This is a genomic window from Gottfriedia sp. NPDC056225, assembly GCF_042267765.1.
Lineage (GTDB): Bacteria > Bacillota > Bacilli > Bacillales > Bacillaceae_G > Gottfriedia.
Genome location: NZ_JBHJTJ010000001.1, coordinates 208,406 through 234,597, shown reverse-complemented (window position 1 = coordinate 234,597; position 26,192 = coordinate 208,406). Strand labels below are relative to the sequence as shown.

General features: G+C 32.8%; 24 protein-coding genes. 17 read left to right on the top strand and 7 right to left on the bottom strand.

The window, feature by feature from the left end; translation table 11 throughout:
* Positions 1 to 2 precede the first annotated feature (2 nt).
* Complete coding sequence (locus ACFCYN_RS01120) at positions 3 to 1,184, top strand: Ger(x)C family spore germination protein (protein ID WP_172446416.1); 1,182 nt, start codon at positions 3 to 5, stop codon at positions 1,182 to 1,184.
* A gap of 17 nt (positions 1,185 to 1,201) precedes the next feature.
* Positions 1,202 to 2,314, top strand: coding sequence for a GerAB/ArcD/ProY family transporter (locus tag ACFCYN_RS01115; protein ID WP_172446415.1), 1,113 nt, complete (start codon positions 1,202 to 1,204; stop codon positions 2,312 to 2,314).
* A gap of 27 nt (positions 2,315 to 2,341) precedes the next feature.
* On the opposite strand, the gene ACFCYN_RS01110 is transcribed toward ACFCYN_RS01115, so the two are convergent.
* A complete protein-coding gene (locus ACFCYN_RS01110; protein WP_172446414.1) occupies positions 2,342 to 2,605 on the bottom strand; it encodes a hypothetical protein in 264 nt (87 codons plus the stop codon).
* A 293-nt stretch (positions 2,606 to 2,898) separates the two neighbouring features.
* Between ACFCYN_RS01110 and ACFCYN_RS01105 the strand changes: the two genes are divergently transcribed.
* Together ACFCYN_RS01105 and fabZ are read left to right on the top strand one after the other, a co-directional pair.
* The gene (locus ACFCYN_RS01105) at positions 2,899 to 3,399 is read left to right on the top strand and encodes a Crp/Fnr family transcriptional regulator (protein ID WP_172446413.1); all 501 of its coding nucleotides are present in this window, start codon (positions 2,899 to 2,901) and stop codon (positions 3,397 to 3,399) included.
* A 391-nt stretch (positions 3,400 to 3,790) separates the two neighbouring features.
* Positions 3,791 to 4,213 (top strand): 3-hydroxyacyl-ACP dehydratase FabZ, encoded by a 423-nt coding sequence (gene fabZ / locus ACFCYN_RS01100; RefSeq protein WP_098118896.1) that lies wholly within the window; start codon positions 3,791 to 3,793, stop codon positions 4,211 to 4,213.
* 126 nt (positions 4,214 to 4,339) lie between these two features.
* Here the strand turns inward: fabZ and ACFCYN_RS01095 are convergent, their stop codons facing one another.
* The 3 genes from ACFCYN_RS01095 to ACFCYN_RS01085 all read right to left on the bottom strand — a co-directional run bounded on the left by ACFCYN_RS01095 (position 4,340) and on the right by ACFCYN_RS01085 (position 9,488).
* Entirely contained in the window at positions 4,340 to 4,870 is a 531-nt protein-coding gene (locus tag ACFCYN_RS01095) for a GrpB family protein (protein ID WP_172446412.1), read from the bottom strand.
* A gap of 252 nt (positions 4,871 to 5,122) precedes the next feature.
* Positions 5,123 to 7,879 carry a DEAD/DEAH box helicase gene (locus ACFCYN_RS01090; protein WP_375947012.1) on the bottom strand — a complete coding sequence of 919 codons (2,757 nt, stop codon included), beginning with the start codon at positions 7,877 to 7,879 and terminating at the stop codon, positions 5,123 to 5,125.
* Complete coding sequence (locus ACFCYN_RS01085; protein WP_375947010.1) at positions 7,857 to 9,488, bottom strand: hypothetical protein; 1,632 nt, start codon at positions 9,486 to 9,488, stop codon at positions 7,857 to 7,859. The genes ACFCYN_RS01090 and ACFCYN_RS01085 overlap by 23 nt, the downstream gene beginning before the upstream one ends.
* Positions 9,489 to 10,152: 664 nt before the next feature.
* Between ACFCYN_RS01085 and ACFCYN_RS01080 the strand changes: the two genes are divergently transcribed.
* The 3 genes from ACFCYN_RS01080 (at position 10,153) to cspD (ending at position 12,609) form a co-directional block, all read left to right on the top strand.
* Positions 10,153 to 11,004, top strand: coding sequence for a hypothetical protein (locus ACFCYN_RS01080; protein ID WP_375947008.1), 852 nt, complete (start codon positions 10,153 to 10,155; stop codon positions 11,002 to 11,004).
* A gap of 52 nt (positions 11,005 to 11,056) precedes the next feature.
* Positions 11,057 to 12,181, top strand: a complete 1,125-nt coding sequence (locus ACFCYN_RS01075) for a M14 family metallopeptidase (protein ID WP_375947006.1) — start codon at positions 11,057 to 11,059, stop codon at positions 12,179 to 12,181.
* Between the two features lie 227 nt (positions 12,182 to 12,408).
* Positions 12,409 to 12,609 carry a cold-shock protein CspD gene (gene cspD / locus ACFCYN_RS01070; RefSeq protein ID WP_025568675.1) on the top strand — a complete coding sequence of 67 codons (201 nt, stop codon included), beginning with the start codon at positions 12,409 to 12,411 and terminating at the stop codon, positions 12,607 to 12,609.
* Positions 12,610 to 12,844: 235 nt separating this feature from the next.
* Here cspD and ACFCYN_RS01065 read toward each other — a convergent pair whose 3' ends face one another.
* Entirely contained in the window at positions 12,845 to 13,330 is a 486-nt protein-coding gene (locus tag ACFCYN_RS01065) for a CarD family transcriptional regulator (protein ID WP_257131767.1), read from the bottom strand.
* 189 nt (positions 13,331 to 13,519) lie between these two features.
* Between ACFCYN_RS01065 and ACFCYN_RS01060 the strand changes: the two genes are divergently transcribed.
* Positions 13,520 to 14,440, top strand: coding sequence for an alpha/beta hydrolase fold domain-containing protein (locus ACFCYN_RS01060; protein WP_172446408.1), 921 nt, complete (start codon positions 13,520 to 13,522; stop codon positions 14,438 to 14,440).
* A 52-nt stretch (positions 14,441 to 14,492) separates the two neighbouring features.
* Here ACFCYN_RS01060 and ACFCYN_RS01055 read toward each other — a convergent pair whose 3' ends face one another.
* Positions 14,493 to 14,855 carry a group I truncated hemoglobin gene (locus ACFCYN_RS01055; protein ID WP_172446407.1) on the bottom strand — a complete coding sequence of 121 codons (363 nt, stop codon included), beginning with the start codon at positions 14,853 to 14,855 and terminating at the stop codon, positions 14,493 to 14,495.
* Between the two features lie 240 nt (positions 14,856 to 15,095).
* Between ACFCYN_RS01055 and ACFCYN_RS01050 the strand changes: the two genes are divergently transcribed.
* Positions 15,096 to 15,668, top strand: a complete 573-nt coding sequence (locus tag ACFCYN_RS01050) for a hypothetical protein (RefSeq protein WP_375947003.1) — start codon at positions 15,096 to 15,098, stop codon at positions 15,666 to 15,668.
* A 240-nt stretch (positions 15,669 to 15,908) separates the two neighbouring features.
* Positions 15,909 to 16,427 carry a signal peptidase I gene (locus tag ACFCYN_RS01045; protein ID WP_172446405.1) on the top strand — a complete coding sequence of 173 codons (519 nt, stop codon included), beginning with the start codon at positions 15,909 to 15,911 and terminating at the stop codon, positions 16,425 to 16,427.
* A gap of 229 nt (positions 16,428 to 16,656) precedes the next feature.
* Here ACFCYN_RS01045 and ACFCYN_RS01040 read toward each other — a convergent pair whose 3' ends face one another.
* On the bottom strand, positions 16,657 to 17,820 hold the full coding sequence (locus tag ACFCYN_RS01040) for an acyltransferase family protein (protein WP_172446404.1): 1,164 nt from the start codon (positions 17,818 to 17,820) through the stop codon (positions 16,657 to 16,659).
* Positions 17,821 to 18,198: 378 nt separating this feature from the next.
* Here ACFCYN_RS01040 and ACFCYN_RS01035 point away from each other — a divergent pair, with 378 nt between their 5' ends.
* From ACFCYN_RS01035 to ACFCYN_RS01005, 7 genes are all read left to right on the top strand, one after another.
* On the top strand, positions 18,199 to 18,921 hold the full coding sequence (locus tag ACFCYN_RS01035) for a YveK family protein (protein ID WP_172446403.1): 723 nt from the start codon (positions 18,199 to 18,201) through the stop codon (positions 18,919 to 18,921).
* Positions 18,884 to 19,543, top strand: coding sequence for a CpsD/CapB family tyrosine-protein kinase (locus ACFCYN_RS01030; RefSeq protein WP_216853929.1), 660 nt, complete (start codon positions 18,884 to 18,886; stop codon positions 19,541 to 19,543). Before ACFCYN_RS01035 ends, ACFCYN_RS01030 begins: the two co-directional genes overlap by 38 nt.
* A 452-nt stretch (positions 19,544 to 19,995) precedes the next feature.
* Positions 19,996 to 21,822 carry a polysaccharide biosynthesis protein gene (locus ACFCYN_RS01025; RefSeq protein ID WP_172446402.1) on the top strand — a complete coding sequence of 609 codons (1,827 nt, stop codon included), beginning with the start codon at positions 19,996 to 19,998 and terminating at the stop codon, positions 21,820 to 21,822.
* 9 nt (positions 21,823 to 21,831) lie between these two features.
* A complete protein-coding gene (locus ACFCYN_RS01020) occupies positions 21,832 to 22,947 on the top strand; it encodes a glycosyltransferase family 4 protein (protein WP_375947000.1) in 1,116 nt (371 codons plus the stop codon).
* A 26-nt stretch (positions 22,948 to 22,973) separates the two neighbouring features.
* Positions 22,974 to 24,218, top strand: coding sequence for an O-antigen ligase family protein (locus ACFCYN_RS01015; protein WP_375946998.1), 1,245 nt, complete (start codon positions 22,974 to 22,976; stop codon positions 24,216 to 24,218).
* On the top strand, positions 24,172 to 25,188 hold the full coding sequence (locus ACFCYN_RS01010; RefSeq protein WP_375946996.1) for a glycosyltransferase family 2 protein: 1,017 nt from the start codon (positions 24,172 to 24,174) through the stop codon (positions 25,186 to 25,188). Before ACFCYN_RS01015 ends, ACFCYN_RS01010 begins: the two co-directional genes overlap by 47 nt.
* Positions 25,185 to 26,189 carry a glycosyltransferase family 2 protein gene (locus ACFCYN_RS01005; protein ID WP_172446398.1) on the top strand — a complete coding sequence of 335 codons (1,005 nt, stop codon included), beginning with the start codon at positions 25,185 to 25,187 and terminating at the stop codon, positions 26,187 to 26,189. The genes ACFCYN_RS01010 and ACFCYN_RS01005 overlap by 4 nt, the downstream gene beginning before the upstream one ends.
* Positions 26,190 to 26,192 lie beyond the last annotated feature (3 nt).

Genomic DNA, 26,192 nt, shown 5'->3' with positions numbered 1-26,192 from the left:
TGATGAAACGAAAATTTACAATCTTAATTCTTATTACTAGCTTACTTTTAGTGAGTTGTTCCAACTATAAAGAACTAAACAGTGTTTCAATCGTGGTCGCTATGGGAGTCGACTATTTGCCTAAGGATAACCAATATAATATGATACTTCAAATCATTAATCCGAGTGCGATTGCAACCCAGACAGGTTCGATTGGTACACCCATTATTTCTTTACAAGATAAAGGTAGAACAATTTCAGAAGCAGCACGAAATATTACGAGAAGAGTCTCGCGTTCAAATATCTATTCACATGTTGCACTTGTAGTGATCGGTGAAAACTTAGCAAAAGAAAAAACATTAAACTTTATTTTCGATGTATTCGAGAGAGATTCAAAAATTCGAGTAAATATTCCAGTTATTATTGCGAGAGATGATAGCGTGTATAAGGTATTAAATAATTTACCGGCACTTGATAAATTACCAGCTAAATCAATCGTAGGAAAAATTAAAAATACATCTTCCCTTTTAGGTGAAAACCAAGAAATTCAAATGCGGCAAGTGATCTCTGCCCTCTCAAGTAGTGGTAGAGAACCGGTCATCAATGGAGCAACCTTAGAAGACGATAGTGATACATCAGAAACACTTGATAATTTTTCGAAGGTAAAATCATCTTATAACATGATAAATGGACTAGGAGTCATAAAAAAGGGGCGACTAGTAGGTTGGCTAGATGGTCAGCCAGCGAAATCTGTCCAAATGATTGATAATGAAATTAAGGAAACAAATGTGCAAGTAAAATGCAGCAAAGGTGAGTTTGACTCGATGGAGATCACACGTATGAAAACGGCCACAAAGATTAAAATGAAAGATGACATACCAATCATTCATTTAAATGTAAAAGCCATTGCAATTATTGATGAGGTACTTTGTAATGATAATTTTGATCAAGCTAAAACGTTAAAAAAGTATGAAGTTTTAAGTGAGAATGCTGTCAAGCAGACGATTGAAAAAGGAATTAAAGAAGCACAAGGATATGGAGCGGATATTTTCGGCTTTGGAGAAAAGTTACATTTAGCAAATCCTAAATCATTTAAAAAGTACGAGAAAAATTGGAATGATGAATTTAAAAAAGCAAAAGTGAAAATCGATGTGGATGTTCAAATAAATAATGTAGGTATGAGGAAAAAAGCCTATCCATTTTAGAAAAGAAGGGAATGCTAATGAATCGAAAATTATCAATTGGTGCCTACCAATTCTTTAGTATTATATTTTTATTTGAGATGGGGAGCGCTACTTTAGTAGGAATGGCAGCTGGAGCTATGCAGGATGCTTGGATTAGTGTATTAATCGCTTTGGGTACTGGCTGCTTAATATTTTGTATATATATTAAATTATTTGAAATGTACCCGGAAATACCTTTTACGAAATATATCCAATCTATATTAGGTAAATTTACCGGTAAAATACTAGCAATGATTTATATTCTATATTTTATCTATATTGGAGCTCGAGTTCTTAGAGATTTTGAAGAACTGCTAGTCATAACACTTTATAATGCCTCTTCACTTATTTCGATTGGCATACTATTAATGTTTTTAATTATGTATGCGATCTTTAAGGGATTTGAAGTATTCGGAAGAGCGTGTGAATTGCTATTTGTTATGATTATTATCATTACAACTTCAATTATAGGATTTGAAATAATTGCAGGTTTAATAAAAATAGATAATTTAAGACCGGTATTAGAAGTGGGTTGGAAAAAAATCTTAATGGAGACTTATCCATTAACAGTTACCTTCCCATTTGGTGAAATGGTAGTTTTTACAATGCTATTGCCAAATTTAAAGAAACCAGATCATGCATGGAAGATTGGTATTCCTGGATTAATCTTTGTAGGCTTGGTTTTAACATTAATCACAATGCTCAATATATGTGTTTTAGGTGCAAATACGCTACAAAGAGCCACTTATCCTATATTAACATCAGTAAGCTATATTAACATTGCAGATTTTATTCAACGACTCGATTCAGTTGTTGTAGTCATAATGGCTATAGGGGGATTTATTAAAATAGCAGTTTTTTTCTTTTGTGCAGTAATTGGAGCAGGGGACTTATTTAAAATAAAAAAATCTGATACACTTACGTATCCGATTGCACTGATTATGTTAGTTTGTTCCGTTTGGATGGCTCCCGACTATTTAGAACACTATAAAGAGGGTTTAGACATTGTACCTTATTTCTTACATATACCATTACAAATCTTAATCCCTCTTGTATTGTTAGTCATCGCATTAATTCAAAATAAAGCAAAAACGAAAGAGAATGCAGCTTAGAAATTCTAAACTGCATTCTCTTTCGCTTTAATTAGTCGTGTTTTGATTAGCATTCTGCTCTTGGTTTCGCTTCTTCTTTAGGTTATTCATATACTGCAAGACAATCTTTGCGATGCCGAATGGTACAGTGAAAAAGAAGATTAAAACATAGTCTTCACCTACAAGCTCGGTTTTACTTAGCTTTATATTTGTTAATAGATGAGGAAAACTCTCGCCATTGTATAGATCAATCACTTCCAGTAAACACATCTCTAGTAAAAATAAACATAGAAATACCCAAAATACTCGCAATGCACGCACCCCATTATTTAAAGATCCTACTCATCATTATTTTGGTATATGATGGTGTCGTTTATTCGGAAAATAAAAGAAACTTAGATCTTTCGATAGTAGAGATTTACGATCAGTTTTAGATGGCTTTTAGACAATTAAAGTTGTGGGAGTAGAGAAGTCGGAGGTTCATTGACTGTGATGATAAAAAGACAGATTTAAAAGTTTTTTACTTCTTTTAAATCTGTCTTTATTGTTTTTTTACAATAAACTACTTTACTAAAGTTTAATTTACTATTTCTAACCATATTTCGATGATTAAAGGGCGAATCCGTATTTATCTGTTATCGCCTAATGGAGCTGAACGTCACTTATATATCGTTGGTCCTGGAAATATTATAGGAGAATCAAATGTATGGGTAGATGAAGCGTTTGGCTACAATGCATCTACCTCATCGACTGCACGTGTCCTACGAATTCCAAAATCATCATTTTATGATATTGTTATGAGTGAGCCAAAACTCATTCAAAAGGTCCTAAAATCATTAAGCAACAAACAATCAGCATTACTTCTCCAAACGAGGCTAATGAGCTTTTCAGATGTAGGAGAACGTGTCTTAACAATATTGAGACAACTTGCATCCTCATATGGAAAGGAAACTACTAAAGGTACAACGATATCGATTCCATTTACTCATCAAGAACTAGCCTATGTAGTTGGTTCATCACGAGTAAGCGTTTCTTATGTCATGAATGAATTATGCGAAAAAGGAATTATCGAGAAACAAAATGGACGATATACATTACTAACCTAGGCGCATTAACATTTCTTGTTCTACCTTAATCTTAAGAAATTCTGATTGTTTAATCTGTCAAATACTTTAGAAAATATCTTATTTTTTAAAAATTTCTGTAAATAATATTTAATCTTAAATACGATTGAAGGCTAAAAATGAATTTGTTTCTTGCTTAAATTTAAATGTGGACGAGTCAGCAATAGTAGATATAACGAACATCTAGTAATTATGGCGATCAAAAGTTAACTATTTTAGACCTTGCGTAGTGATGATTATAGATAAAAGAACGGTTTGCGTTAACTTACAAAATAGGATAGTATAATATTTATAGCGCATAGAAGCTGGTCTTAAGACTTGCTTCTTTTTTATTAACATAATGAATTTATACAAATTAGGAGGACTACATAATATGTTAGATATTAAAGCAATTAAAGAAATTCTTCCTCATCGTTACCCATTTTTATTAGTTGATCGAATCATTGAGCATGAAGAAGGTAAACGTGCGGTTGGAATTAAAAATGTTACAGCTAATGAAGAGTTTTTTAACGGACATTTTCCTGATTATCCAGTAATGCCTGGAGTATTAATTGTAGAAGCTCTAGCACAAGTTGGTGGAGTTGCGGCATTAAGCCTGGAGCAAAATAAAGGGAAACTTGCATTATTTGCTGGTATCGATAACTGCCGTTTTAAAAAACAAGTAGTACCTGGCGATCAGTTAAGACTAGAGGTTGAACTAGTGAAAATGCGTGGACCAATTGGTAAGGGTAAAGCAGTAGCAACTGTTGACGGACAAATAGCTTGTGAAGCTGAACTTACGTTTGCGCTTAAATAAAAAGTAAAAAGAGGATGCCCTTAAAGTGTTTAAGGGCATCCTCTTTTTTATATGTATATCAAATAATGAAATGAAGAGTAGTTGAAATAAAATTTACTAGATAAAAGACCAATTAGTTAGATAATACTACTGATAGTTCATCTTTTTAGCTTTTCTCCACTCGATTGCTCTGCGCTCAACTTCTTTTACAAATGCATCTTTTCCATCCATATATCCATTTATATCTGTTGGGAATTTTTCTGCTAGTTGAGCTTTTAATTCCCCGTATTCTTTCATCTCGTCCTCATGTTCTCTTAAATAAGCAGGAACTGCTAGATGTCTTTCAATTTCCTTCTCATTATCAATCTGGTACATATGCATTTGGTGAGTACGATTTTCGCCACCTTTACGGAAGTATCTCCTACCTGGAAGACCAAACTCGCCAAGTCCCTCATAGCCAATCTCAGCTAATTTATCGTTATACTTGTCTACATTTTCGATGTTTTTAACAATAGGCAACATATCGATAATCGGTTTAGCCTTTAAATTTGGTACAGATGTACTACCAATATGATGGATCTCAATTAGTTCGTCTTTTAAGATTTCGCGTATTTGTTTTGCTTCTGCTTGAAATAAGTCTTTCCAATCTTCATCATGGTTTATAACGATTACGTTCATGTGGACCTCCGCCATAAAAATATTAAGAGTAAGTATGTTAATCTTAAACATATTCTCTAAAAAAGTTTCGAAGAGAGAGTTTAAGTTTACTAATAGATTTGGAAAAGTTGATAAATTATTAGTGAAAATGGAAATTGTATAGTACTAATGAGAGTACGAAATAATACAAGTTATATAAAAATCCCCTTAAGACTACAAAGCTTTTTAAGGGGATTTTCGTATTTTAAATAGCTACTTTTTTAAACTAATCTTCTAAACACCCAATAAATCAACAAGCTCATCCATGGATAATTCAGTAATCCATTGTTCACTCGTTATGATTGTATCGTTAAGTGACTGTTTACGTTGAAGCATTTCATCGATTTTTTCTTCTAGCGTACCAATCGTTACAAATTTATGGACTTGAACGAATTTTGTTTGTCCGATTCTGTACGCTCGGTCAGTTGCTTGATTTTCAACCGCTGGGTTCCACCAGCGGTCAAAGTGCATAACGTGATTTGCTGCTGTTAAGTTTAATCCTGTTCCACCGGCTTTAAGTGAAAGAATGAATACTTTTACATCACCATTTTGAAAGCGAGAAATCATGTTATCACGAGCATTTTTAGGAACGCTACCATTTAAAAATAAAACTTCTTCACCAAATTTTGCTTGGATCGCTTCTTTTAGCATATCACCCATTCGCACATATTGAGTAAAGATTAGGCAGCTTTCTTTTTGTTCTAATATAGGATCTATTAACTCGAATAGTCGTTCAACCTTACTTGAGCGGTCTTCGAATTCGACAAGCTGTGATTCCTTTAAGAATAGAGAAGGGTGATCACAAATTTGTTTTAATTTATTTAACATCCATAAGATTCGACCTCGTCGTTCGATGCCAGTTAACGTGTCGATCTGTTTTAAGCTGTCTTGAACAACTTGTTCGTATAATGCCGCCTGTTCAACTGATAAAGGACAAAGCATATTTTGTTCTTGCTTTGGTGGAAGATTTAAAGCAACATCTTCATCTTGCTTCGTACGTCTAAGTAAGAAGGGGGAAATTAAACGATGAACTGATTTTATCTTTTCTTCATCGCGATCCTTCTCAATTGGATTTACATAATTGCTAGCAAAACGGGTCAGTGTACCAAGATATCCTCGATTAATAAAATCAAATATTGTCCAAAGCTCCGTCAAGCGGTTTTCCATTGGCGTCCCAGTTAAAGCAATGCGATGCTCCGCCTTCAATCCACGAACAGCGCGAGACTGCTTTGTCGTCGGATTTTTTATGTTCTGAGCTTCATCAAGAATGATACTCTTCCATACGTATTGTTGGAGATCTTCATAATCTAATACACTTAGAGCATAAGAAGTTATGACAATATCGACATCTCTTACTACTGAAAATAAATCTTCTCCTTTTAAGCGATTCCCACCATAGTGAACATGTACAGTTAAGTCTGGATAAAATAACTCAATTTCTCGTTTCCAGTTGTTGATAACAGAGGTAGGGCAGACAATCAAGGATGCTCCAGGCTTTTCTTCAGTTTCTTTACGATAAGCCAAGTAACAAATCGACTGAATTGTTTTACCAAGTCCCATATCATCGGCAAGCAATGCACCAAATCCCATATTTTTTAAATGGACTAACCATTCAAATCCTTTTTGTTGGTATGCACGTAAAGTTGCTTGTAAGCCATGTGGAGCAGTAAGTTCAGGAACTTCTGAAATGGATGTTAATCTTTTAGTAAGTTCACGGAAAACATCATCAACTTCAATTTCAACTTCTGCAAAAGGTGAGTGATCTTCCTCAGGCTTTTCAGCTCCTTGTAGTAGTTCATGTTGTAAAACTTCGTGAAATCTAAGTCCTTGTTTTTCAGCCTTTGCCATCATTTTCTTCATGCGAGCAATAAAAGCAGGGTCTAGTGCAATCCACTGACCATTAAATTGAATTAAACGTCTTTGATTTTCAACGAATTGCTGGAATTGTTGTTCTGAGAGTTCCATCCCATTTGTGGATATTCGCCAATTAAAATCAACGAGTGTTTCCATATTGAAAAACGAATTCCCAGTTGGTTTTCCTTTTACACTCGCTTTTAAGGTCATTTTATTTTGTTTTAAAGCTTGCCACCAGCTTGGTAAAAGAACTTGGATATTTGCGGATAGAACTTTTTCACTATCCTCTGTTAAAAATGTCCATGCATCTTGCTCACTTAAAATTTCTCTTGGTTTATTCTCTTCAATTAAGGTAGGTACAAGTAATCCAACGCCTTGAAACGTTCGATCCAAATACTCGGCATAAGATGTATGCTTTTTTTGTAGTGATTCATGTCCTTTATACTCATAAGGCTTGATTGTTTTTCGCTCATCAATTAAATATGTACGTAAATGCCAATCATCGTGCTCACTCAAAGGTTCTTCAAGGACTAGACGAATTGAAAATGGAACATCATCATCTCTAAGTCCTATTTTTACATGCCAATCGTCTTCATCAACACTATGTGTAAGTTGCTGTTTTATGTAACTTGGATTGTAATATAAGCCTCTAGCAATATCCCAACGTTTAGAATGTAATGTTTCGATTTCAAACTGCTGTTTAATTGCAGAAGAAACCAATTCCTTTAAAGTTGGTTCTAATTGATCATACCCATCAATTTTCCAAAGTTCTTCACCATTCTGATAATGAGCAAAACTTGGTGAAATATGACCTTCCTTAAAATCCTCATATAATCTCGAAATCTCCGAGTGAAACTCATTTGCTTCATCTAAATAAGTAATCTCTACTAATGAATTTTCTTGATGCTCTTTAAAAAAAGTAAGTGCTTCAATTGGAGTTAGAAGAATTCCTTCAATCTGGCCGACTCGGGTCGGTTGCAATAATGTTCCGTAATATGAAGGTTCATGCCATTGAAACACTAGATGCTTCCATGCTGTTACCGGTAAAATGACACCGTGACTTTGCATACCATAAATGAGCAAGCCATTGCGCTCTACCCACTTTACAGCAATACTAAGATTTGCTAGTCGCTTCATTGACTAATTTTCCTTTCTTTAATTCCTCTTGAAGTGCACGTAAACGAATAAATTGAGATTCAATATATTGAATATAATCATCCCACTCATTCAAACGCTTTAATTTTTTATAATTTGTTCTTAGCTTCTTTAAATAACGAACAGCTATTTTATAATTTGCTCTACCTTTTAACTCAATGTAATAAAGGACTAAGTGATGATATAAAGGTAATACAGATTGTGGTGAGTGCTTATGTACTTCCTGAAGGTCATGTTTATCAATAAAATCAGGTTTATATGAATATAAGTACATTTGCAGCTCTGCCCAGCGTTTGTATTCGCGATTATGCATTAAATAATCAGTGTACTGCATCACGCTATGTGGAAGCAATGCTTGATACACTACTTCTAGACCAGCCGTTTGATTAGTGTAAAAACTATTGTACTCATAGTTAGTTAAGAAATGTTTTGCAAAAGTAGTCTTTGCATATTCATCATCGCCATTTTGCAAAAAGTGTAAAAGCATTTCGTAATATATTGGCAAAAATAAAGTCAGTCGATCAGTTTCATTGTTTTTTCGCAGGCTCTCAATCCAATAAGTAAAGCTATAAAGCGTACGCTCACTATTACTATACTGTTTGATAATAGACAGCATTTTTTCATCTTCTTTTAACAAATAATGTAGATGAGCTTTTCCTAAATCTGCGTAATAATTGTCCTCGAATTCTGATAAAACCTCTAAATCCTTATGTAAAATCTTTGAATCATTTAAAAGCTCTTTATAAACATATCGAAAGGTGTTATATCGAGGTATTAAACAAAGCGTTCTCTCTAATAACAGAGCTTGCAACTGCTCTCGAAGTACCTCTTCGTATTGACTAGAAACGGAACCACCTGTCAGGTTATGCAGTTGTCTACTAACAGCCTCAACTTGATTTTCTAACATTGTCATTTCACGCGGTAAATGCGCATTGTCGTAAACCGTGCTTTGAATTTCTATTTGTCCGACCATTTTATTCATTGTAAAGATTGACGCAAGTAACTGATATAGAAGCTTTTCCTTTTCCTGACGTGGTTGCTGATTTAATAAACCGTGATAAAACCGTTCATATAATGGATAAACAAAATAGACATCTTGGTAAAAAGACGTACGCTGCTGTTCAATATATTCCTTGTACTTTTGCTCAAATAACGCAACTGTTTCCTTTGGTCGATCCTGCTCAATCATGTTCATTTGATCAAGTAGTTGTCGACCAGTCATGATAGTTGGAATACTTTTTAGGGAAGATTGTTTAAATTTCCTCATAATATCTCCAACTAATGAAAACGAAGCGGCAGCATAGCACAATAGTGCAATTTGATGTTGGCAAGGAGGGGCCTCATAACAATCGCAACCATTTTGATCATGATTTTCAATATGTAAAATTGGTAAATGAATCTGATCGCCCTCTTCGACAACCCCAACAAGTCGACCCTCTCGAACCGAGACATTATATACTTGACCTAAACGATATAATTGCAGGCCAGTTTCAACAAGCTCAGCATCCCTAGAATTCTGGGGAGAAAGCTTTGAAAAAAGTGAATAGGATAGTTCATAAATAATATCTTTATTTAAATCACGCTGAAGCATTCGCTGCCTCCTAACTCGAAACATTCTTATTGGTAATTATACCCTAAACAAATGCGAATCACATAGCCGAAAAGGTAAAAAGTGAAAGCACAATATTGAATCGCTGTTAAAATCTTTGAATCATATATTAATAAGTTAAATAGGAAATTAAAATTTGAAAATCGCAAATAAAAAGAGCGAATCGCAATTAAACTCCAGGAATCGCAAATAAAAAAGGCCGAATCGCAATTAAAATTCACAAATCGTAACTAATTTAACAATTTGATAGCATTTATAAGTAAAATCCTCATAGTTTCAACCAAAATTAATAAAAACATACTAGGCAGAGTCAGATTTCATCTGTTTTTCATTAAAATTAAATGAGTTATGATCAAAATAGCTGAATAGTGCTTAGTTTTCAATCAGTGGTGCAGAGAACAGATTCTACAGGATTTTATCAATACATTTTTCATTCTATACTCACATTCACGATATGCAGGCTACCAGTTGATACAAATTTAATAATGCAAAAAGAGATCAAATATAATAAAATATTAATATATCAGACAACTAAGAATGCCCCCGTAACAGGGGGCTTTTCTTATGTTGTAAGAATTTTTAATAGTATGAAAACAATTATTTACATATATACAATTGTTTTTATTGATCTGGAGAGGTGAAGAGTTTGAAAAAAGGTTTTACTAGTTTAATTGTTTTAGTACTTATTTTTAGTATGTTTAAAGATGTATTTGCAGAATCAACAACACAAGCAAAAACGGAAAAATGGGTTGTAACGCTTGGACCTACAGACTTGACGATTCAGAATACTGAAACTGGTGGGACAACCGGTGGAACAACCGGTGGAACAACCGGTGGAACAACTGACGGAGCAACCGGTGAAACAACCGGCGGAACAACTGACAAAACAACCGGTGGAACAACTGGTGAAACAACCGGTGGAGCAACTGGTGAATCAACCAGCGGAACAACTGGTGAAACAACTGGCGGAACAACTGACGGAACAACTGGCGGAACAACTGGCGGAACAACTGGTGAAACAACTGGCGGAACAACTGGTGAAACAACTGGCGGAACAACTGGTGGAACAACCGGCGGAACAACTGGTGAAACAACTGGTGAAACAACTGGCGGAACAACCGATGGGACAACTAGTGGAACAACTGGCGGAACGACCGGCGGAACATCCAGCGGAACAACAGTCAAAACAGCCGATGCACCAACAAGCAGTACAACTACTATAACAATTCCAGCAAATGTAAAGCTAAAAGTAGATAAAGAAGAGAATGATCTTTACTATGTTACTTATAAAGAAAACGCTGGTACTATTTTGAAAAGTGCAGTCCGAGATGCAACTCCTTGGGAAGTTAACCCTACGGCGACAGTTTTTAAAGTCACTAAGGATACGCCTCTATTATTAAATGAAAATGGAAAATTAGTGAATAGAGGAACAGTAAAAGCAAATACAGTTTTTAGTAAAAGTGGCGAAAAGGGTCAAAATTTAATGATTCAATACTAATCAAACTGCTTATATCGATAAAAATAATACACTGCCTTTAACAAAAGATAAAATGCCAGTAACTAATATTGTTACTAAACCTGTTAAAATTAAAGCGAGTGTAGCAGTGCGAAATACTAAAGTTGTTTTCCCAAATACTTCAAAAACAACGATGGTTAACGTTCCTGCCAAGCAGAAGTTAGTAATTGATTCAATCTATTCGTCTTATTATGTTGTAAAAATCGGGGGAATTAAGGGACTAATTCCACAAGCTGATCTTTCACTGAAGACTAATAATTATGTTGATCCAAATGGTAATTATTCATATGATAAATTAACTGCGGACTTACAAGAGTTAAATGCTTGGTATCCTAGTTTTACGAAAGTAGAAATAATTGGAAAATCAGTAGATGGTAGAAATTTATATGCCTTTAAATTAGGGACTGGGAAATCAGAAATTAGTATTAACGGTTCGCACCACGCGCGTGAGCACATGACGACAAATGTTATTATGGAAATGCTTGATCAATATGCTATTGCATATGAAAAAAATGCGAAAATAAGTGGCTTTGATGTTAGAAAGACACTATCACAAACGTCAATCTATTTTGTACCGATGGTTAATCCTGATGGTGTAATGCTTGTACAAAAAGGTGCTAGCAGTGCAAAAAATCCGAGTCAAGTTATTAAATTGAATAAAGGAAGTAAAAATTTTACAGCTTGGAAAGCGAATGTACGCGGCGTGGATTTAAATCGTCAATATCCAGCAGGATGGAGTACGATTCCTGGTAATAAATCAAAGCCTGGCCCAGATAACTATAAAGGTACAAAAGCTTTAAGTGAACCAGAAGCAAAAGCTTTATATGATTTCACCAATAAACATTCATTCAAAAATACTGTTGCATATCACTCCTCTGGAAATATTATTTTCTGGCATTATAATCAAACAGGAAGTCAATTTACTAGAGACAAAGCTATTGCTACAAAATTATCAAAACAAACAGGATATAGTTTGGTTGCTCCCGCAAAAGGAGGAGGCGGAGGATATAAAGACTGGTATGTTACTTCTAAAAAGCGACCAGGATTTACAATTGAAATTTCTCCTTATGTAGGAAACAAACCAGTTCCAAATAGTTACTTTAGTAGTATTATGAAGAAAAACTTACCAGTAGGACTAATTTTAGCCAACGAAAAGTAAAAAATTAACGTAATAATTAAATTTAATCGACTAATTTTAATTATTCTTCGTGCACAATTTGTTTTTCATTTCATTTTGTGTTACGATAGGGACATACTTAATAAGAAATTGGTTAATTCAATTCATGTGTTATAAGGGACGAATTTTCATCCTGTTCTAATGTGTGTATTTTTTCTTAACAATACTCATTAAGTGTAAAAAAACAGGTATATATGGAGGTTCGTACAATGAACACAGGTACAGTTAAATGGTTTAACGCAGAAAAAGGTTTCGGATTCATCGCAGTTGAAGGTGGAGACGATGTATTCGTACATTTCTCAGCTATCCAAGGCGACGGTTTCAAATCACTTGAAGAAGGCCAAAAAGTAAGCTTTGAGATCACTCAAGGTAACCGTGGCGCTCAAGCTGAAAACGTAGTTAAATTATAATTTTCACTTTTGTGTGAAATGAAGGACTGCTAACATTATTGTTAGCAGTCTTTTTGTTTTGTATGAAGAATGGAATTTGCTGGGACCTCAAATATATTGGCCCAGTTGCGATAAAATCACGGTTTCTGCAATAAATATGTACAAACTAAATCTTCATAGTAAAAATTATTTTTCTAATTTCCTAAAATTACGCAAAAAAAAAGAGCTCAGTTAAGCTCTTTTTCTTACATATATCTTATTTTAATGCAGAATCAATTAATTCGGTTGCTTCTAGTTGGGAAATTCCTTTAATTAAGCTAAGTTCACCAACAAACATTCGTTTTGCAGTATCTAACATTTCTCTTTCGCTTGGATTTAAAGGCTTCTCCTTACTTTGAAGTGTTAGATCACGTACAACTTGAGCTCCTGCGAGTAATTCGCCAGACTTTAGTTTTTTCATATTTAAGTCATATTTTTGTTTCCATGATAAGGATTCATCGGGAAGACCATTTGTAAAGTCATCTAATACATTTTCTAAATATTTGTGGTCTTCAACTAAACGAATTTTCGTATTTGACACATTCCCTTGAGGGACCATCAGCTTTAAATTGCTGGATGGAATGTTAATTATGTAGTACTGTTGTGTTACACCTTGTATAACTTTCTCTTCGATGGAATCAATTACTGCAGCTCCCTGCATAGGGTAAATAATTTGATCGCCAATTTTGAACAATGTACCCACCTCCGAAAATTCTAATAACATAAGTATATCATTAATAAATCAAATATCAAAATTAATATAATAACATCTACAAAATATTTTTGTCAATAATTTTTTTGTATATTTTTTTGTTTTTTTGGGAAAAAGATGAACATGTCATATGGTAGTGGACATAATATGGAGAGAGAGAAAGCCGATGGGAGGTTACTTATGAATTTTCGTGTAGTTATTTTTATCGTAATAGTACTCACATTTTTTTCAACGACTAGCGGTTGTAGTCAACAAGAACAAAGAGAGCTGGAAAAACTTCCTGACGGGGTATTACTGGCGGCGTCTGAACTTTCTTATGAAGCATTTCTAAGTAAAGACGTAGGTAAAAGCTTAAAAGAACATAAAGGTATAGTCGATCCCTTATTAACTCAAATTCATAAAAGTTTGAGTGATTATAGATTAGTTTCTATGACCTCAGGTAATATCGGTTTTTCTGCAATTGCATTAAAGAACAATAAAAATAATAGTTTACTATTCGCATTTAGTGGAATAAAGAAAATTAATTTGCAGGATATTTATCAACGATTAGTTGGATTTGAATCTCCAGAAAATGGCTCGCCTGTAGCTGTGGATGATCAAGCATTACAAGCATATGATTGGGTAAAATCAATTTTAAATAAAAAAGAGAATAATCATGCAAGCGTGTATGTTACTGGCCATTCATTCGGAGGCTATTTAGCTCAATATGTAGGATATCAGCTGAATCACGATAAACAATTGAAAAATCATCTATTTGTACAGGGCGTTACATTTAACTCATTAGGTGTATTATTAGATGATGGTTCGAAAAAACTTCAAGCGAAAACACAAAAAATCCAAAAATCTTATAAACCGTTATTTACAAATTATATCGTAAAAGGTGACCCATTAGACTATGCAAGTAAAACCTTCTTTAAACAAATCACCGGATACTCACTTCAGCAACTAGGTAACGTAAAATATATTACGGTTGATGAGAACTATAAGTCTTCTTTAGAAGCATTAGAAAAAACGACAGATTTATGGACAAAAGCAAGATTGCTAAAACCATTATATCCTTACCATGACTTAGTTGAGTTTGAAAGTACATTTTGGAAATAGAGAAACATAAAAAGCTACTACCTATTGCGGTAGTAGCTTTTCTAATGAGACATTATTTGTATTGAATATCGTCTCTTAGTGATTCGACCTTCGTTAAGGCTTGATCAATGTCTGACTCACTAACTCCAAAATGCGCCAGTGCGTCATGAAGATGAGTAGCAATTGCGTTAAAATGATTAGGCTGGATATTCATTCCTTCATGGGCTTTTGACATGGATTTACCAGTATACTGGTTAGGACCACCTAAAGCAAAGCTAATAAATTTTGTCTGGTGCCGACGTTGTTTATCCATATCCGTATTTGCAAAGAAGTGATTAACTGTTTCATCTTTAAGGACTAGCTCATCATAAAAGTAATCTACTACTTTTCCAACTGTTTCTTCTCCACCGTATTTTTCATAAAGCGTTTGTTCCATTTAGTAACTTCCTTTCAATATAGGATAAAGGTAGATTCCCCTTAAATAGCCTAAATATAATAAAATTCTTCATACTAGCTTTATTTAAATTTCATTTAAAATCAATATATTAGTCTGTTGAGAGTAGCAAAGTACTAACAATTTCTAATTAATTTCCATTTTCTTATACATATAATAAATATTGGTTAATAAATTAATAGTGAACGTATTGGTGAGATTAAATCGGTAAGGTGTGAGAAAATGGGGTACAAAAAACAAAAACAATTAGGATTATTTTTTGTTATTTCTGGACTATTAGTATTATTAGCAAGTTCACTAGTCTACTTTAAATTTTCGACCACTGTTAGTACAGATCCTTACACAACTATTCAGTTAGATTTATCAAACAAAAAAATGAAAAAGACAACCGACTTAATTTATTTAAAGCAGCATGAGAAGAATGGTATACCGGTTGAAATTAAACATAGCTTAAAGAATACAGGAAATAAAGATATAACTAGGATTACTTTGCAAAGTCTACTTAGACAAAAAAATGGTCGTAAGGAAGGTCAATATATTTGTATCCAGACAATTCAATTTGGTGACCGGCTTTATACGCTACAGTCACTAAAACTTCTCGGTTTGGATTTTAATAAAGATGGGAAAATTTCTTTAGTTGAATTTTCAAGGTATCACTTCCAACTAGATGGCTTAGTTAAAGGGCAAAAACGAGAGTTGGTTCTTAAAGGGGAGTATAGAAAAAACATAGGGACGTTTAGTAGTAATAATAAGGCAATGAGAATTATTTTAGATATTTCATATAGGATAGAGTAATAAAAATAGTTTGACTAAACTAGGTTTAACTAAGCGCTAGACAAAGTCCCAAATGATTGATTTCTAGCTGGTTACAAGAGTTTTTCGAAAAAATCTGGCTCTTTTCACATTAATTTAGAAGTCTATTTTTATTGAGTAGGGACCAAGTTAATAGTTATAGCATAGGATAGTAGGACAGGAAGTGATTATGTAAAAAGGCTTGCATTTAGAGTGCTAGCTTTGTTAGAAAGAAGAAGGATGATGAGAGTATTTGGTAGGTTTATAAATATTCTACTAGTTATCATACTACTAACTTTAGGTTATAAAATAATACAAGGTAAGTTAGAAGGGAAACCTCCAACATTTTTTGGCCATCAAGTTTACTATGTGTTATCTGGTTCAATGGAGCCAACGCTTCCAACAGGTTCAGTAATAATTGTAAAAGATATGACAAGTGAAACTAAGCTTAGTACAGGAGATATTATTACTTTCAAAATGCCATATAATGAAGAAACCCTCGTTACACATCGAATAAACGAGGTCATAAATGAAGATGGTGAATTAGTCTACCGAACTAAAGGAGATGCAAACGAGATTCAAGACCCTTGGATCATAGAAAGAGGTAGTATTGTTGCAGTATATAGCGGTGTTAAACTTCCATTAGTAGGATATATTTATAAAGAAATTCATAAACGCTTTAGCATCTATTTATTGCTTACTATTCTAGGTTTAATCCTTATATCATACGGGATAAAGCTAATTAATAACAAGAGGGATTAAAGTGTGTGTTCCAAAAATGGGGCATCCGCTTTTTTATAAGAATATGTAGCATTAAAAAAAGTCCCTTTTCAACCTTTAGTAATATATCAATAGTAAGTAAAAAAGCTGTTAGTCTTCCAATAATCTATATAATAACAGATATGTATCAACTTAAAAAAAGGGACCTCCCATTGTCAGTTATCTTGACTTTTAGGACAGTCCTTTTGTTTTTGAATAGTAATATAATTTGTTAATGATTTTCTGTCATTATTTTGTGTGGTTGAATTGTTCTTCTTTGGTTAACTAATTTTCTACCTAATTGCATGCATGGAACTTCAACGAACTTCCAAGCAATATAAGCTATTAGGATTGAAAAAGCGATTGTCAGTAAAAAAATAACCCATAAAGGTAAAATGTAATAAAATAGATGCACGAAGCTTAATAAAACAATTGGATGATATAAGTATAGACTGAATGAAATTTTTCCTATAAAGTGAATCGGTTTGTACATTAATATTTTTACAGCTTTTGTTGACCCTATTGCTACGATAAAAAGTCCTACAGCTCCTAATCCCATACCGTATTCTTGGATGATTAAGGAAAACTCTGTAAATGGGTGCAACTTAGTTACCTCATATATATCATATATAGCTAGACCAGAAAAATTGAATAGTAAAATAGAGAATATGAAGAACAAAATTTTATACTTGAGTTTTAGTTTTTGGAAGTAGTTAACAAGCTCAACTCGATGCTTTGCTAATATTACTCCTAAAATAAATATAGAAATATAAGATAGAGTATCAATGTATGAAATATGGAATCCATTCGATTTTTCAATCTTAAATACAATGTCTAGTGCCTTCAAGCTAGTCAATGCAAAACAGATTAATATACTTAGTTTCCAATTGATCCGTTTAACTAGTAAAACGATAAATGGAAAAATTAATGCTATTCTTAGTTCATGAATTAATGTCCAAATTACGCCATTAAATGCATCAGCATGTATATTTCCAACTAAGTAGATATGTTCGACTATTAATTTGCTAGTTAGAGGAGATTTCCACTGGCTATCAATGTAGCCACTTATATTTCCGATTTTCTTTGCTAAAAATATTTGAGATAGAATAATCGCTAATGTTATCGATACAACGTATGGTAGATAAATTCTAAATAATCTTTTAATGAGAAATGAAGGATAATCTACTTTATAAGCAGACAAGAAAGGTATTGATAAAACAAATCCACTTAATACAAAAAATAACATTACTGCGCCGTGGGCATTGGTTATGCCTGTTGCCTTTAGTGCTTTGTCGATTGGTACTGCCAGTGGTATTAATGAAATTGCGTGACTAACTAGTACACAAAATGCCGCAATTCCACGAATCGAGTCTAATTGTTCAATTCGGTTTTTCATCTTAATCTCCCCTAAAATCAAATGGTTTCACTAATGTATTCTTTATTAAGAACTAGCTTCCTCTTTAATATCTTTGTATTAGAATTTTTTAATTCACTGAAGTAGTATTTCTTATAAAAGTGGAATTAGATCAAATAGTTGTTAATATATTTAAATGTTGACTTAATTAATGATAAGTAAAATTTTCTTATATGTTTGTAAAATTTTTTAAAATTTAGAAAATTATAGATAGGGGTGATTGACTAGTTCGTTATAAAGAATTATCATGTTTACATATATAAAGTTTATAAATGAATAATGAACCAATTTCATTAAATAATGGTAAATTTTTACTACTACATTCTTTAATAAGAACAAAAAGTCGAAAGTGGTGAATATATGGAAAATGAGTTAAGTGTAAAAAGGATATTTGAGCTTATAAAAAAACGAATTTGGATACCAGTCATCTTTTCTATCTTTTTTTCTGCAATAGGGGGAGTTTATAGCTATTACTTTACAAAGACGCAATATGAAGCATCCTCTAAACTAATTGTAAATGCAACAACACCTGAGATGATGAATACCCTTTTAGTTATGATAAAAGAGCCATCTTTATTAGATAATGTCGTGAGTGAATTAAAATTACACATTACTTCAGATGAATTAAGTAAGCGCATAACACCTGAAAGCGTCGGAGGATCATCGCTTGTAGAAGTAAAGGTCGTTGATACAGATCCTAGTTTAGCAGCACAAATTGCAAATAGGACTGCCGATGAGTTTGAAAGACAAATACCGAGAATTTTAGGTTTTAAAGATATAAAAATTTATTCCTATGCTCAAATAAATGATCAGCCAACAAATAATGATTATTTGAAAAAGGCCATACTTGGTTTGATTGTTGGAATTATTGCAGGTGTTGGATGTATATTTTTACTTGATTTTATAGACGATACAGTAAAATCAGAGGAAGCTACTGAATTATTATTAGGTATACAAGTACTTGGGACTATTTCAAAGTTCAATAAAAAGAATACATCTCTTGAAAAAGGTGAAATGTTAAGACTTGAAGATAGGGGAGAAACATATGGGAATAATGAGCAAAAGGCTATCTCACTCAACTAAATATTTAAATCTAGTAGCAGCAACCTATAAAAACAGTAAGATATCAGAAGAATACCGGACACTTCGTACTAATTTTTTATCATCAATTGATTTAAAAGAAAACAAAGTCTTAATTATTACCTCCCCAAATCAAGGAGAGGGTAAGTCAACAACAATATCAAACTTTGCAATATCACTAGCGCAATTAGGGAAGAAAGTTCTGTTGATTGATGCAAATCTTAGAAGTCCATCATTACATAACTCATTTAGAACTAGTAATTTTGTTGGGTTAAGTAGTGTTCTATTAGGAAAAACAATTCTTGATGAAGTGATTGTTGAAACTGAGACTAGTGGATTGAGTTTATTACCAAGCGGACCGGTTCCGTATAGTCCAGCTGATTTATTGGCATTATCAACAATGGGAATATTACTTAATAAGGCTACGGATAAATTTGATGTGATATTAATTGATACCTCATCTGCACTTGAGTTTGCAGATGCAAAAATTTTAGCTAATTATGGTGATGGGTTAATACTAGTAGCTCAATGGGGGAAAACGAAAAATAAAGAAATAGCATTTGCTCAAAAAAATTTATTAAACAGTATAAAAATATTAGGTGTAATTATAAACGAAAGAAAATAATAAGTAATTTACACTATATGTTAATAGTTTAGTATAAAGAGATGTTCATTATAACGAACAAAGGCTGCTACGGAAGGCCTATAGGTGATGTCTTCTAACCTTTATCAATGAAGGCACTCGGTTATGCTGTGGGTTGAATAGACCTTAGACGCAAGTCGTCGAAAGTGTGGTGTGAGGGCAGGTTAGATGCCTATTTTTTAGATTTTTTAGCTATATCGTTTTATGAATAAACGGTATAGCTAAGTAATTTAACATTTGGCTTTGATCATGACAGGTGTTGATATTTACTAAAATGAGTTTTGAGTTACAGCATTGGGAGGCTATTACACTAAGAGAGATTCTTCTATAAAGGTAATAGATTTTAGTAATCTCAGAATCCCTTTTAAAAGATAACAAACAACACAAACAATTTTCATAGCTAAGAAAAGGATAGAAGGGAAGGAATTGGCTTTATGACTTATAGGCAGAGAGTTTCATTTATTATTTTTGTAGATTCTTTTATTGTTCTAACAACTGTTTTCTTCAGCCGATTTTTAGTAAATGCAACAATTGATGTTATTACGATTCCAATTGTCATTAGTTCGATTACATTATTGTTAAGCCATCATTTCTTTTCCTTTTTATTCAAGCTATATAAGAAAGCGTGGGAGTACGCAAGCATTGGAGAATTAATTATTATTGCAAAATCAATTACCTATTCAATCATTTGTACTGCGGTAGTACAGGAAATCTTGTTGAAGGACACGTATTATCGACTTTTATTCGTAACGTGGTTTTTACATATTTTATTAATTGGCGGAGCACGGTTGTTTTGGAGAGTTTATCGAGATTTATCGTATAAAAGAGCAGAAGTAAATAAAAAACGGACGCTTATAATTGGTGCTGGAGCAGCCGGTACAATGGTTGCTAAACAGCTAATTAAAAATTTAGATTCAGAGTTACTTCCTGTTGCATTTATTGATGATAGTTTGAAAAAACAAAATCTCCATATATTAGGTATCCCAGTTGTAGGTGGAGTAAACAGAATTGAGTTTTTTGTAAAAGATTTAAACATTGATAATATCATTATTGCTATACCTTCACTTCATAGAAAAGAGCTAAATAAGATTTTCCAAGAATGTACAAAAACAAAGGCTACAACACAAGTTCTTCCTATGATAGAAGATTTAGTAACTGGGAAGGTATCTGTCAACCAATTCCGGGAAGTTAAAGTTGACGATTTATTAGGGCGGGAGGCAATTGTTCTAGAGATAGATAAGATCTCAAATTCAATTACGAATAATGTTGTGTTAGTAACCGGTGCTGGTGGTTCAATTGGCTCTGAAATTTGTCGCCAAGTTTCAAAGTTCAATCCAAAAACATTAGTGTTGTTAGGGCATGGTGAAAATAGCATATATACAATTGAAATGGAATTAAAAGAAACTTTCGAAACAGCCAAAATTGATTTCGTTACTGAAATCGCGGATTTGCAAGATGATGTAAAAATGAAATCAGTGATGGAAAAGTATCGACCAAATGTTGTTTATCATACTGCCGCACATAAACATGTACCCTTAATGGAACGAAATCCCGAAGAGGCTGTAAAGAACAATATTATTGGAACGGTAAATGTTGCCAATGCAGCAAATCTGTTTGGGGTTGAAATCTTTGTTATGATTTCGACTGATAAAGCTGTAAATCCAACAAGTGTAATGGGTGCATCAAAGAGACTTGCTGAAATGATGATTCAAAATATGAATAGAAACAGTATGACCAAATTTGTTGCCGTACGATTTGGCAATGTATTAGGCAGTCGCGGGAGTGTCATTCCACTTTTCAAAAAACAAATAGAGAAAGGTGGGCCTGTTACAGTAACGCATCCTGATATGGTCAGATATTTTATGACGATTCCGGAAGCATCAAGATTAGTTATCCAAGCTGGAGCATTAGCCGAAGGAGGAGAAATATTCGTTCTCGATATGGGTGAGCCAGTAAAAATATTGGATCTCGCTGAAAATCTAATCAAGCTTTCTGGAAATACCGTAGAAGAGATTGGAATTGAATTTACAGGAATTCGACCAGGAGAAAAGCTTTTTGAGGAACTATTAAATGAGGAAGAGATATATGAAAAACAGGTACACCCTAAAATTTATATTGGAAAAACATCGAATTTATTAATAGAGGAAATTAACGAAATAATGTTAACTTATTCAACTTATGATAAAGAACTTCTAAGAGAAAAGTTGTTAGAAATTGCAAATAATCGAATGGAGCAAAAGGAATTACTTCAAACTCTATAGATAAATAAAGTGGGGATCATTATTAAAATACTATATATTACTACTATAAGTAGAACGATTAATGCATTCTTAGTTCCACATATTGCAAAACTTGTTAATGAGGGGAATTTAGTAGACTGCGCTTGCTCAATTGATATGGAGGTAAATCAAACGCTTATAAATAAAGGAGTTAAAATATTTGATATTCCTTTTAAAAGAAATCCGTTCCACCCTATAAATATAAAAGCTTTATTGGAGCTTATTAAAATCCAGCAAAAGTTTAACTATGATATTGTTCATGTCCACACTCCAATAGCTGCACTATATGGTAGACTTCTCAAAGTGAAATTTCCTAAATTGAAGACAATCTATACTGTTCATGGTTTTCATTTTTATAAAGGTGCCCCAATTTTAAATTGGGGTTTTTATTATCCTATCGAAAGATTAATGGTCCATTTCACTGATAAAATGATCACAATGAACTCAGAAGATTATGAAAGAGCTCAAAAATTTAAAGTGAAGGAAGCCTATAAGTTAAATGGAGTTGGTCTCGATTTAGGTCTGTATAAACCTAATAACGTAGAAAAAAACGAGATTCGACGTAGATTAAATATAGAAAAGGATGATTTTGTCATTCTTATGATAGCTGAGATTAATCAAAATAAAAATCATAAACAGGTAATTAGTGCGGTTGAAATTCTGAGAAATAAAGGAATTAATATTAAACTAATTTGCGCAGGTGATGGGCCGTTACTCTTTAATTTAGAAAAGGATATTAATGAACGAGGTTTAGAGGGAAATATTCAGTTACTAGGCTTTAGGGAAGATATTAACGAGCTTATAATAGCTTGCGATATCGGAATTCTTACTTCACTTAGAGAAGGGCTTCCGAGGAATATCATGGAATTAATGGCATGTGAAAAACCAGTAATTGGGACTAATATACGAGGTGTAAGGGATTTAGTAATCGATTCAAAAAATGGATTTTTAGTTAATGTTAACTCTCCTGAGGAAACTGCAAAAAAAATTGAAATATTATTCAACGAAAGAGACTTATTAAATGACATGGGTGCAAATGCATACCAATTTATTCTAGATTATAACGTAGAACGTGTCATGGAAGATCTCTTAGAAGTATATGGGTAAAAAAATACGATGTTATAGGTGTTCTTATGAAAACTAATGTAAGGTTACAAAAAGATATCACTTTTAATTTACAGTATGTTTTTATTTTAATAATGATTTTATTCTTTGGTTTTACTACTTTAAGAATCGGCATGTTTGGAATTGGTGAAGCCATTTTGTTATTTTTTTGCATGACACAATTATTTAGTCAGCGTGATATTTATATCTCATTTGAAAAGCATTTATTTACTATATTTTGGTTTTATTATATAGCAATTATCATAATTGGGTATGCGGTGAATACCATTTTAGCAATTAATCCACAGCAGATCAAATTTGATCTTATGTCTTATCTAGTTATCTTATTTTTATGTTTTACTTTTGAGTTAGCGTTTAAGAAAAGCAGTTTTTCCTACCTGTATAAGTTATTACGCTTTATTTACTTTGGAGGAATTTCTATAATTGGAGCTTTGTATTTTATTTACTTAAAAGGAATGTATACATTATTTGGCTTTCCATTAACGTATGCAGGATCAGATATTTTTTCTCCATTTGCCAATGATTATCACCAGTTTGCTTATTTCGTTGCGCCGTTACCTTTTATTGGACTATATCTATTCGTAAAAGAGCGCAATCTATTTTATAGGCTTGTAGCATTAATTGGAATAGCTTTATGTATAAAAATTGGCTTAGCGACTACATCTTCTACTTTAGTATCGTCTTGGGTAATAACTACATTATTGTTCTGTGTATTGAAAGTTTTAGAGATTTTAAAAGGACTGAGTCGATCAAAGAGTATCATTATAGTCTTTTTCTGCTTTGTTATGATAATGCTAATCATAAACTATGAGCACATTTTATTGTTTATTAATGATTTCTTTAAAGGTGATACAAACGGTGAGAATAGACTAATCATATGGGGGAACGCCATTAAGGCTTGGAAGCACTCTCCCATTTTTGGGCTAGGGCCTGGTTCATTTAGTGGGCAAGAAGTATTTTTTGGCTATGAAGCGCATAATACTTTTCTGCAAATACTAACACAAGGTGGTATTATGGGAGGAATTGCCTACATCATTTTAGTAAAAAAGTTAACTAAAATGGTTTCTGTAAATGTTTATATTTTATGTGCTGTAGTTTCATTAATTGCCTACGGACTTGGTATTAATGACTTACGAAGAACCGTTTTATGGTTTTACTTTATCCTTTTTTATTATCTTAGCCTAAAGAGTAAGGGAGGTAAAAGTAATGATGCCATCGTTATTAACAATAATAGTACCAGTGTACAACGCTGAAAAGACCATAGGTCGTGCTATTAAAAGTGTTTTAAATCAATCTTTACAGAATTTTGAATTAATACTAATAAATGATGGTTCAAAAGATAATAGCTTACAAGTAATGAATAAAATAGCAAAAGATGATTCCCGTATTAAAATTTTTGATTTACCGAATTCCGGCGTAAGCAATGCGAGGAACTATGGGCTACAGCAGGCAAAAGGGCTGTATACTACTTTTTTAGATGCAGATGATTATTATGTTAAAAATGCATTTGACGAAATATTTAACGACATAAGTGAAGAGACCCAACTAATTATATTTGAGTATAATGTGGAGTCCGAATATAAGTCTTCAAGGAGACTCCCAAATAGCGAATCGACTTACTTCTCAAATGAGAAGTCATTTAGATGCTATGCAGTTTCGCTAATTATGAATGAAATGATTAATGCACCTTGGAATAAGGTTTATTTAACTACTTATTTAAAAGAGAATCAAATAGTATTTGATCCTACTTTAAATATAGGAGAAGATTTAAAGTTTAACTTAACCGTAATACGGGAAGTATCATATGTAAAAATTATAAATAAGGCTCTAGTAAATTATTGCGTAAAAAAAGATGAAGGACTTGTATCGCGGTTTAGAATCAATCGACTTGAAACAAGATATAAGCTAATCGGTGAAATAAAGGAATTATTAACTTACTGGGAATTATATACAGAAAACAAACTTATGGTAGACCAAATGTTAATTAGGGATATCATGGGTTATTTTATGGATTTTTATAAAACTAGCTGTAATCTTTCCTACAGTGAAAAGTTAAAACAAATTAATGATGTTATTAATAGAAATGAAGTTAAGGAATTAACGATCAAAAAACAGAATAAAGATATCACTACTAAACTCATAAAACTAATACTTAGAACTAATAATAGTGTATTTATATTATTGTCAGCGAAAATCTTTAATAAAAGGCGAGCGATAAGATGAAGTTAAGTATTATAGTAGCGGCTTATAATGTTGAGAATTATATTGAAAAATGTCTTAAATCGATTACTGAGCAAACATATAAACAGCTTGAAATTATAGTTGTCAATGATGGTTCTACGGACCGAACCATTGATGTCATTCAAACTATCTCAAAGACTGATGAGAGAATTATTATTGTTAATAAAGTGAACGGTGGACTAAGTTCTGCTAGAAATGCAGGACTAGATTTGGTCACCGGGGATTATGTAGGATTTATTGATGGAGATGATTATATTGCAATTGATATGTATGAACATCTTGTTGAAGAAATTAATAAACATAACTGTGAGATTGCGATGTGTGCAGTTCTGAAAGTTTATAACGATTACACTGAATGCGATAGTTTAGTGGAACATTCAATAGTACTAAACAAAATAGAAGCTTTAAATGCATTAATCGAAGAGAAATTTATTAAACATTACGCAGTTAATAAACTATATAAAGCTACTTTATTTCGAGACATTCGGTATCCAGAAGGTAAGTTATATGAAGATATTTTTACGACTTATAAACTATTCGCATGTGCAGATAAGCTAGTTTACTCCAATAAAATAGGCTATTACTATGTTCAAAGAGAAGGAAGTATTTTAAGGTCAAAATATAATGTAAGAAAATTAGATTGTATCCAAGCCTTTAGTGAGTTTAAAGCCTATGTTGACCAGTGCTTTCCGGAACTTAGTGGGAAATTATTATGGCGATTAAATTTATCAAAGATGAATTCATTACTAGATATGTTAAAGTCCGAGTCAATATATGAAAATTGTGAGTTTCAAGAGTTTGGATCGAATCTGGCTAAAGAGGTAAGGAGAAATAGCTTTTTCTTTATTAAAGGTTCAAATATACCAACTACGTTTCGAATATTAGCTCCGTTTAGTTATGCTGGATATCCACTTATGAGAATGCTATTTAAAACTGCCCTTGTTAAAAATTATGTTTACCAAAGATCATTAAAGCTGTTATAGGAG

What these genes read in the sequence shown, in the direction of transcription:
- ACFCYN_RS01120 (WP_172446416.1), top strand. Translation starts at nt 3, where the DNA reads ATGAAACGAAAATTTACAATCTTAATTCTTATTACTAGCTTACTTTTA.
- ACFCYN_RS01115 (WP_172446415.1), top strand. Translation starts at nt 1,202, where the DNA reads ATGAATCGAAAATTATCAATTGGTGCCTACCAATTCTTTAGTATTATA.
- ACFCYN_RS01105 (WP_172446413.1), top strand. Translation starts at nt 2,899, where the DNA reads ATGATTAAAGGGCGAATCCGTATTTATCTGTTATCGCCTAATGGAGCT.
- fabZ (WP_098118896.1), top strand. Translation starts at nt 3,791, where the DNA reads ATGTTAGATATTAAAGCAATTAAAGAAATTCTTCCTCATCGTTACCCA.
- ACFCYN_RS01095 (WP_172446412.1), bottom strand. Translation starts at nt 4,870, where the DNA reads ATGAACGTAATCGTTATAAACCATGATGAAGATTGGAAAGACTTATTT.
- ACFCYN_RS01090 (WP_375947012.1), bottom strand. Translation starts at nt 7,879, where the DNA reads ATGAAGCGACTAGCAAATCTTAGTATTGCTGTAAAGTGGGTAGAGCGC.
- ACFCYN_RS01085 (WP_375947010.1), bottom strand. Translation starts at nt 9,488, where the DNA reads ATGCTTCAGCGTGATTTAAATAAAGATATTATTTATGAACTATCCTAT.
- ACFCYN_RS01075 (WP_375947006.1), top strand. Translation starts at nt 11,057, where the DNA reads ATGCCAGTAACTAATATTGTTACTAAACCTGTTAAAATTAAAGCGAGT.
- cspD (WP_025568675.1), top strand. Translation starts at nt 12,409, where the DNA reads ATGAACACAGGTACAGTTAAATGGTTTAACGCAGAAAAAGGTTTCGGA.
- ACFCYN_RS01060 (WP_172446408.1), top strand. Translation starts at nt 13,520, where the DNA reads ATGAATTTTCGTGTAGTTATTTTTATCGTAATAGTACTCACATTTTTT.
- ACFCYN_RS01055 (WP_172446407.1), bottom strand. Translation starts at nt 14,855, where the DNA reads ATGGAACAAACGCTTTATGAAAAATACGGTGGAGAAGAAACAGTTGGA.
- ACFCYN_RS01050 (WP_375947003.1), top strand. Translation starts at nt 15,096, where the DNA reads ATGGGGTACAAAAAACAAAAACAATTAGGATTATTTTTTGTTATTTCT.
- ACFCYN_RS01045 (WP_172446405.1), top strand. Translation starts at nt 15,909, where the DNA reads ATGAGAGTATTTGGTAGGTTTATAAATATTCTACTAGTTATCATACTA.
- ACFCYN_RS01040 (WP_172446404.1), bottom strand. Translation starts at nt 17,820, where the DNA reads ATGAAAAACCGAATTGAACAATTAGACTCGATTCGTGGAATTGCGGCA.
- ACFCYN_RS01035 (WP_172446403.1), top strand. Translation starts at nt 18,199, where the DNA reads ATGGAAAATGAGTTAAGTGTAAAAAGGATATTTGAGCTTATAAAAAAA.
- ACFCYN_RS01030 (WP_216853929.1), top strand. Translation starts at nt 18,884, where the DNA reads ATGGGAATAATGAGCAAAAGGCTATCTCACTCAACTAAATATTTAAAT.
- ACFCYN_RS01025 (WP_172446402.1), top strand. Translation starts at nt 19,996, where the DNA reads ATGACTTATAGGCAGAGAGTTTCATTTATTATTTTTGTAGATTCTTTT.
- ACFCYN_RS01015 (WP_375946998.1), top strand. Translation starts at nt 22,974, where the DNA reads ATGAAAACTAATGTAAGGTTACAAAAAGATATCACTTTTAATTTACAG.
- ACFCYN_RS01010 (WP_375946996.1), top strand. Translation starts at nt 24,172, where the DNA reads ATGATGCCATCGTTATTAACAATAATAGTACCAGTGTACAACGCTGAA.
- ACFCYN_RS01005 (WP_172446398.1), top strand. Translation starts at nt 25,185, where the DNA reads ATGAAGTTAAGTATTATAGTAGCGGCTTATAATGTTGAGAATTATATT.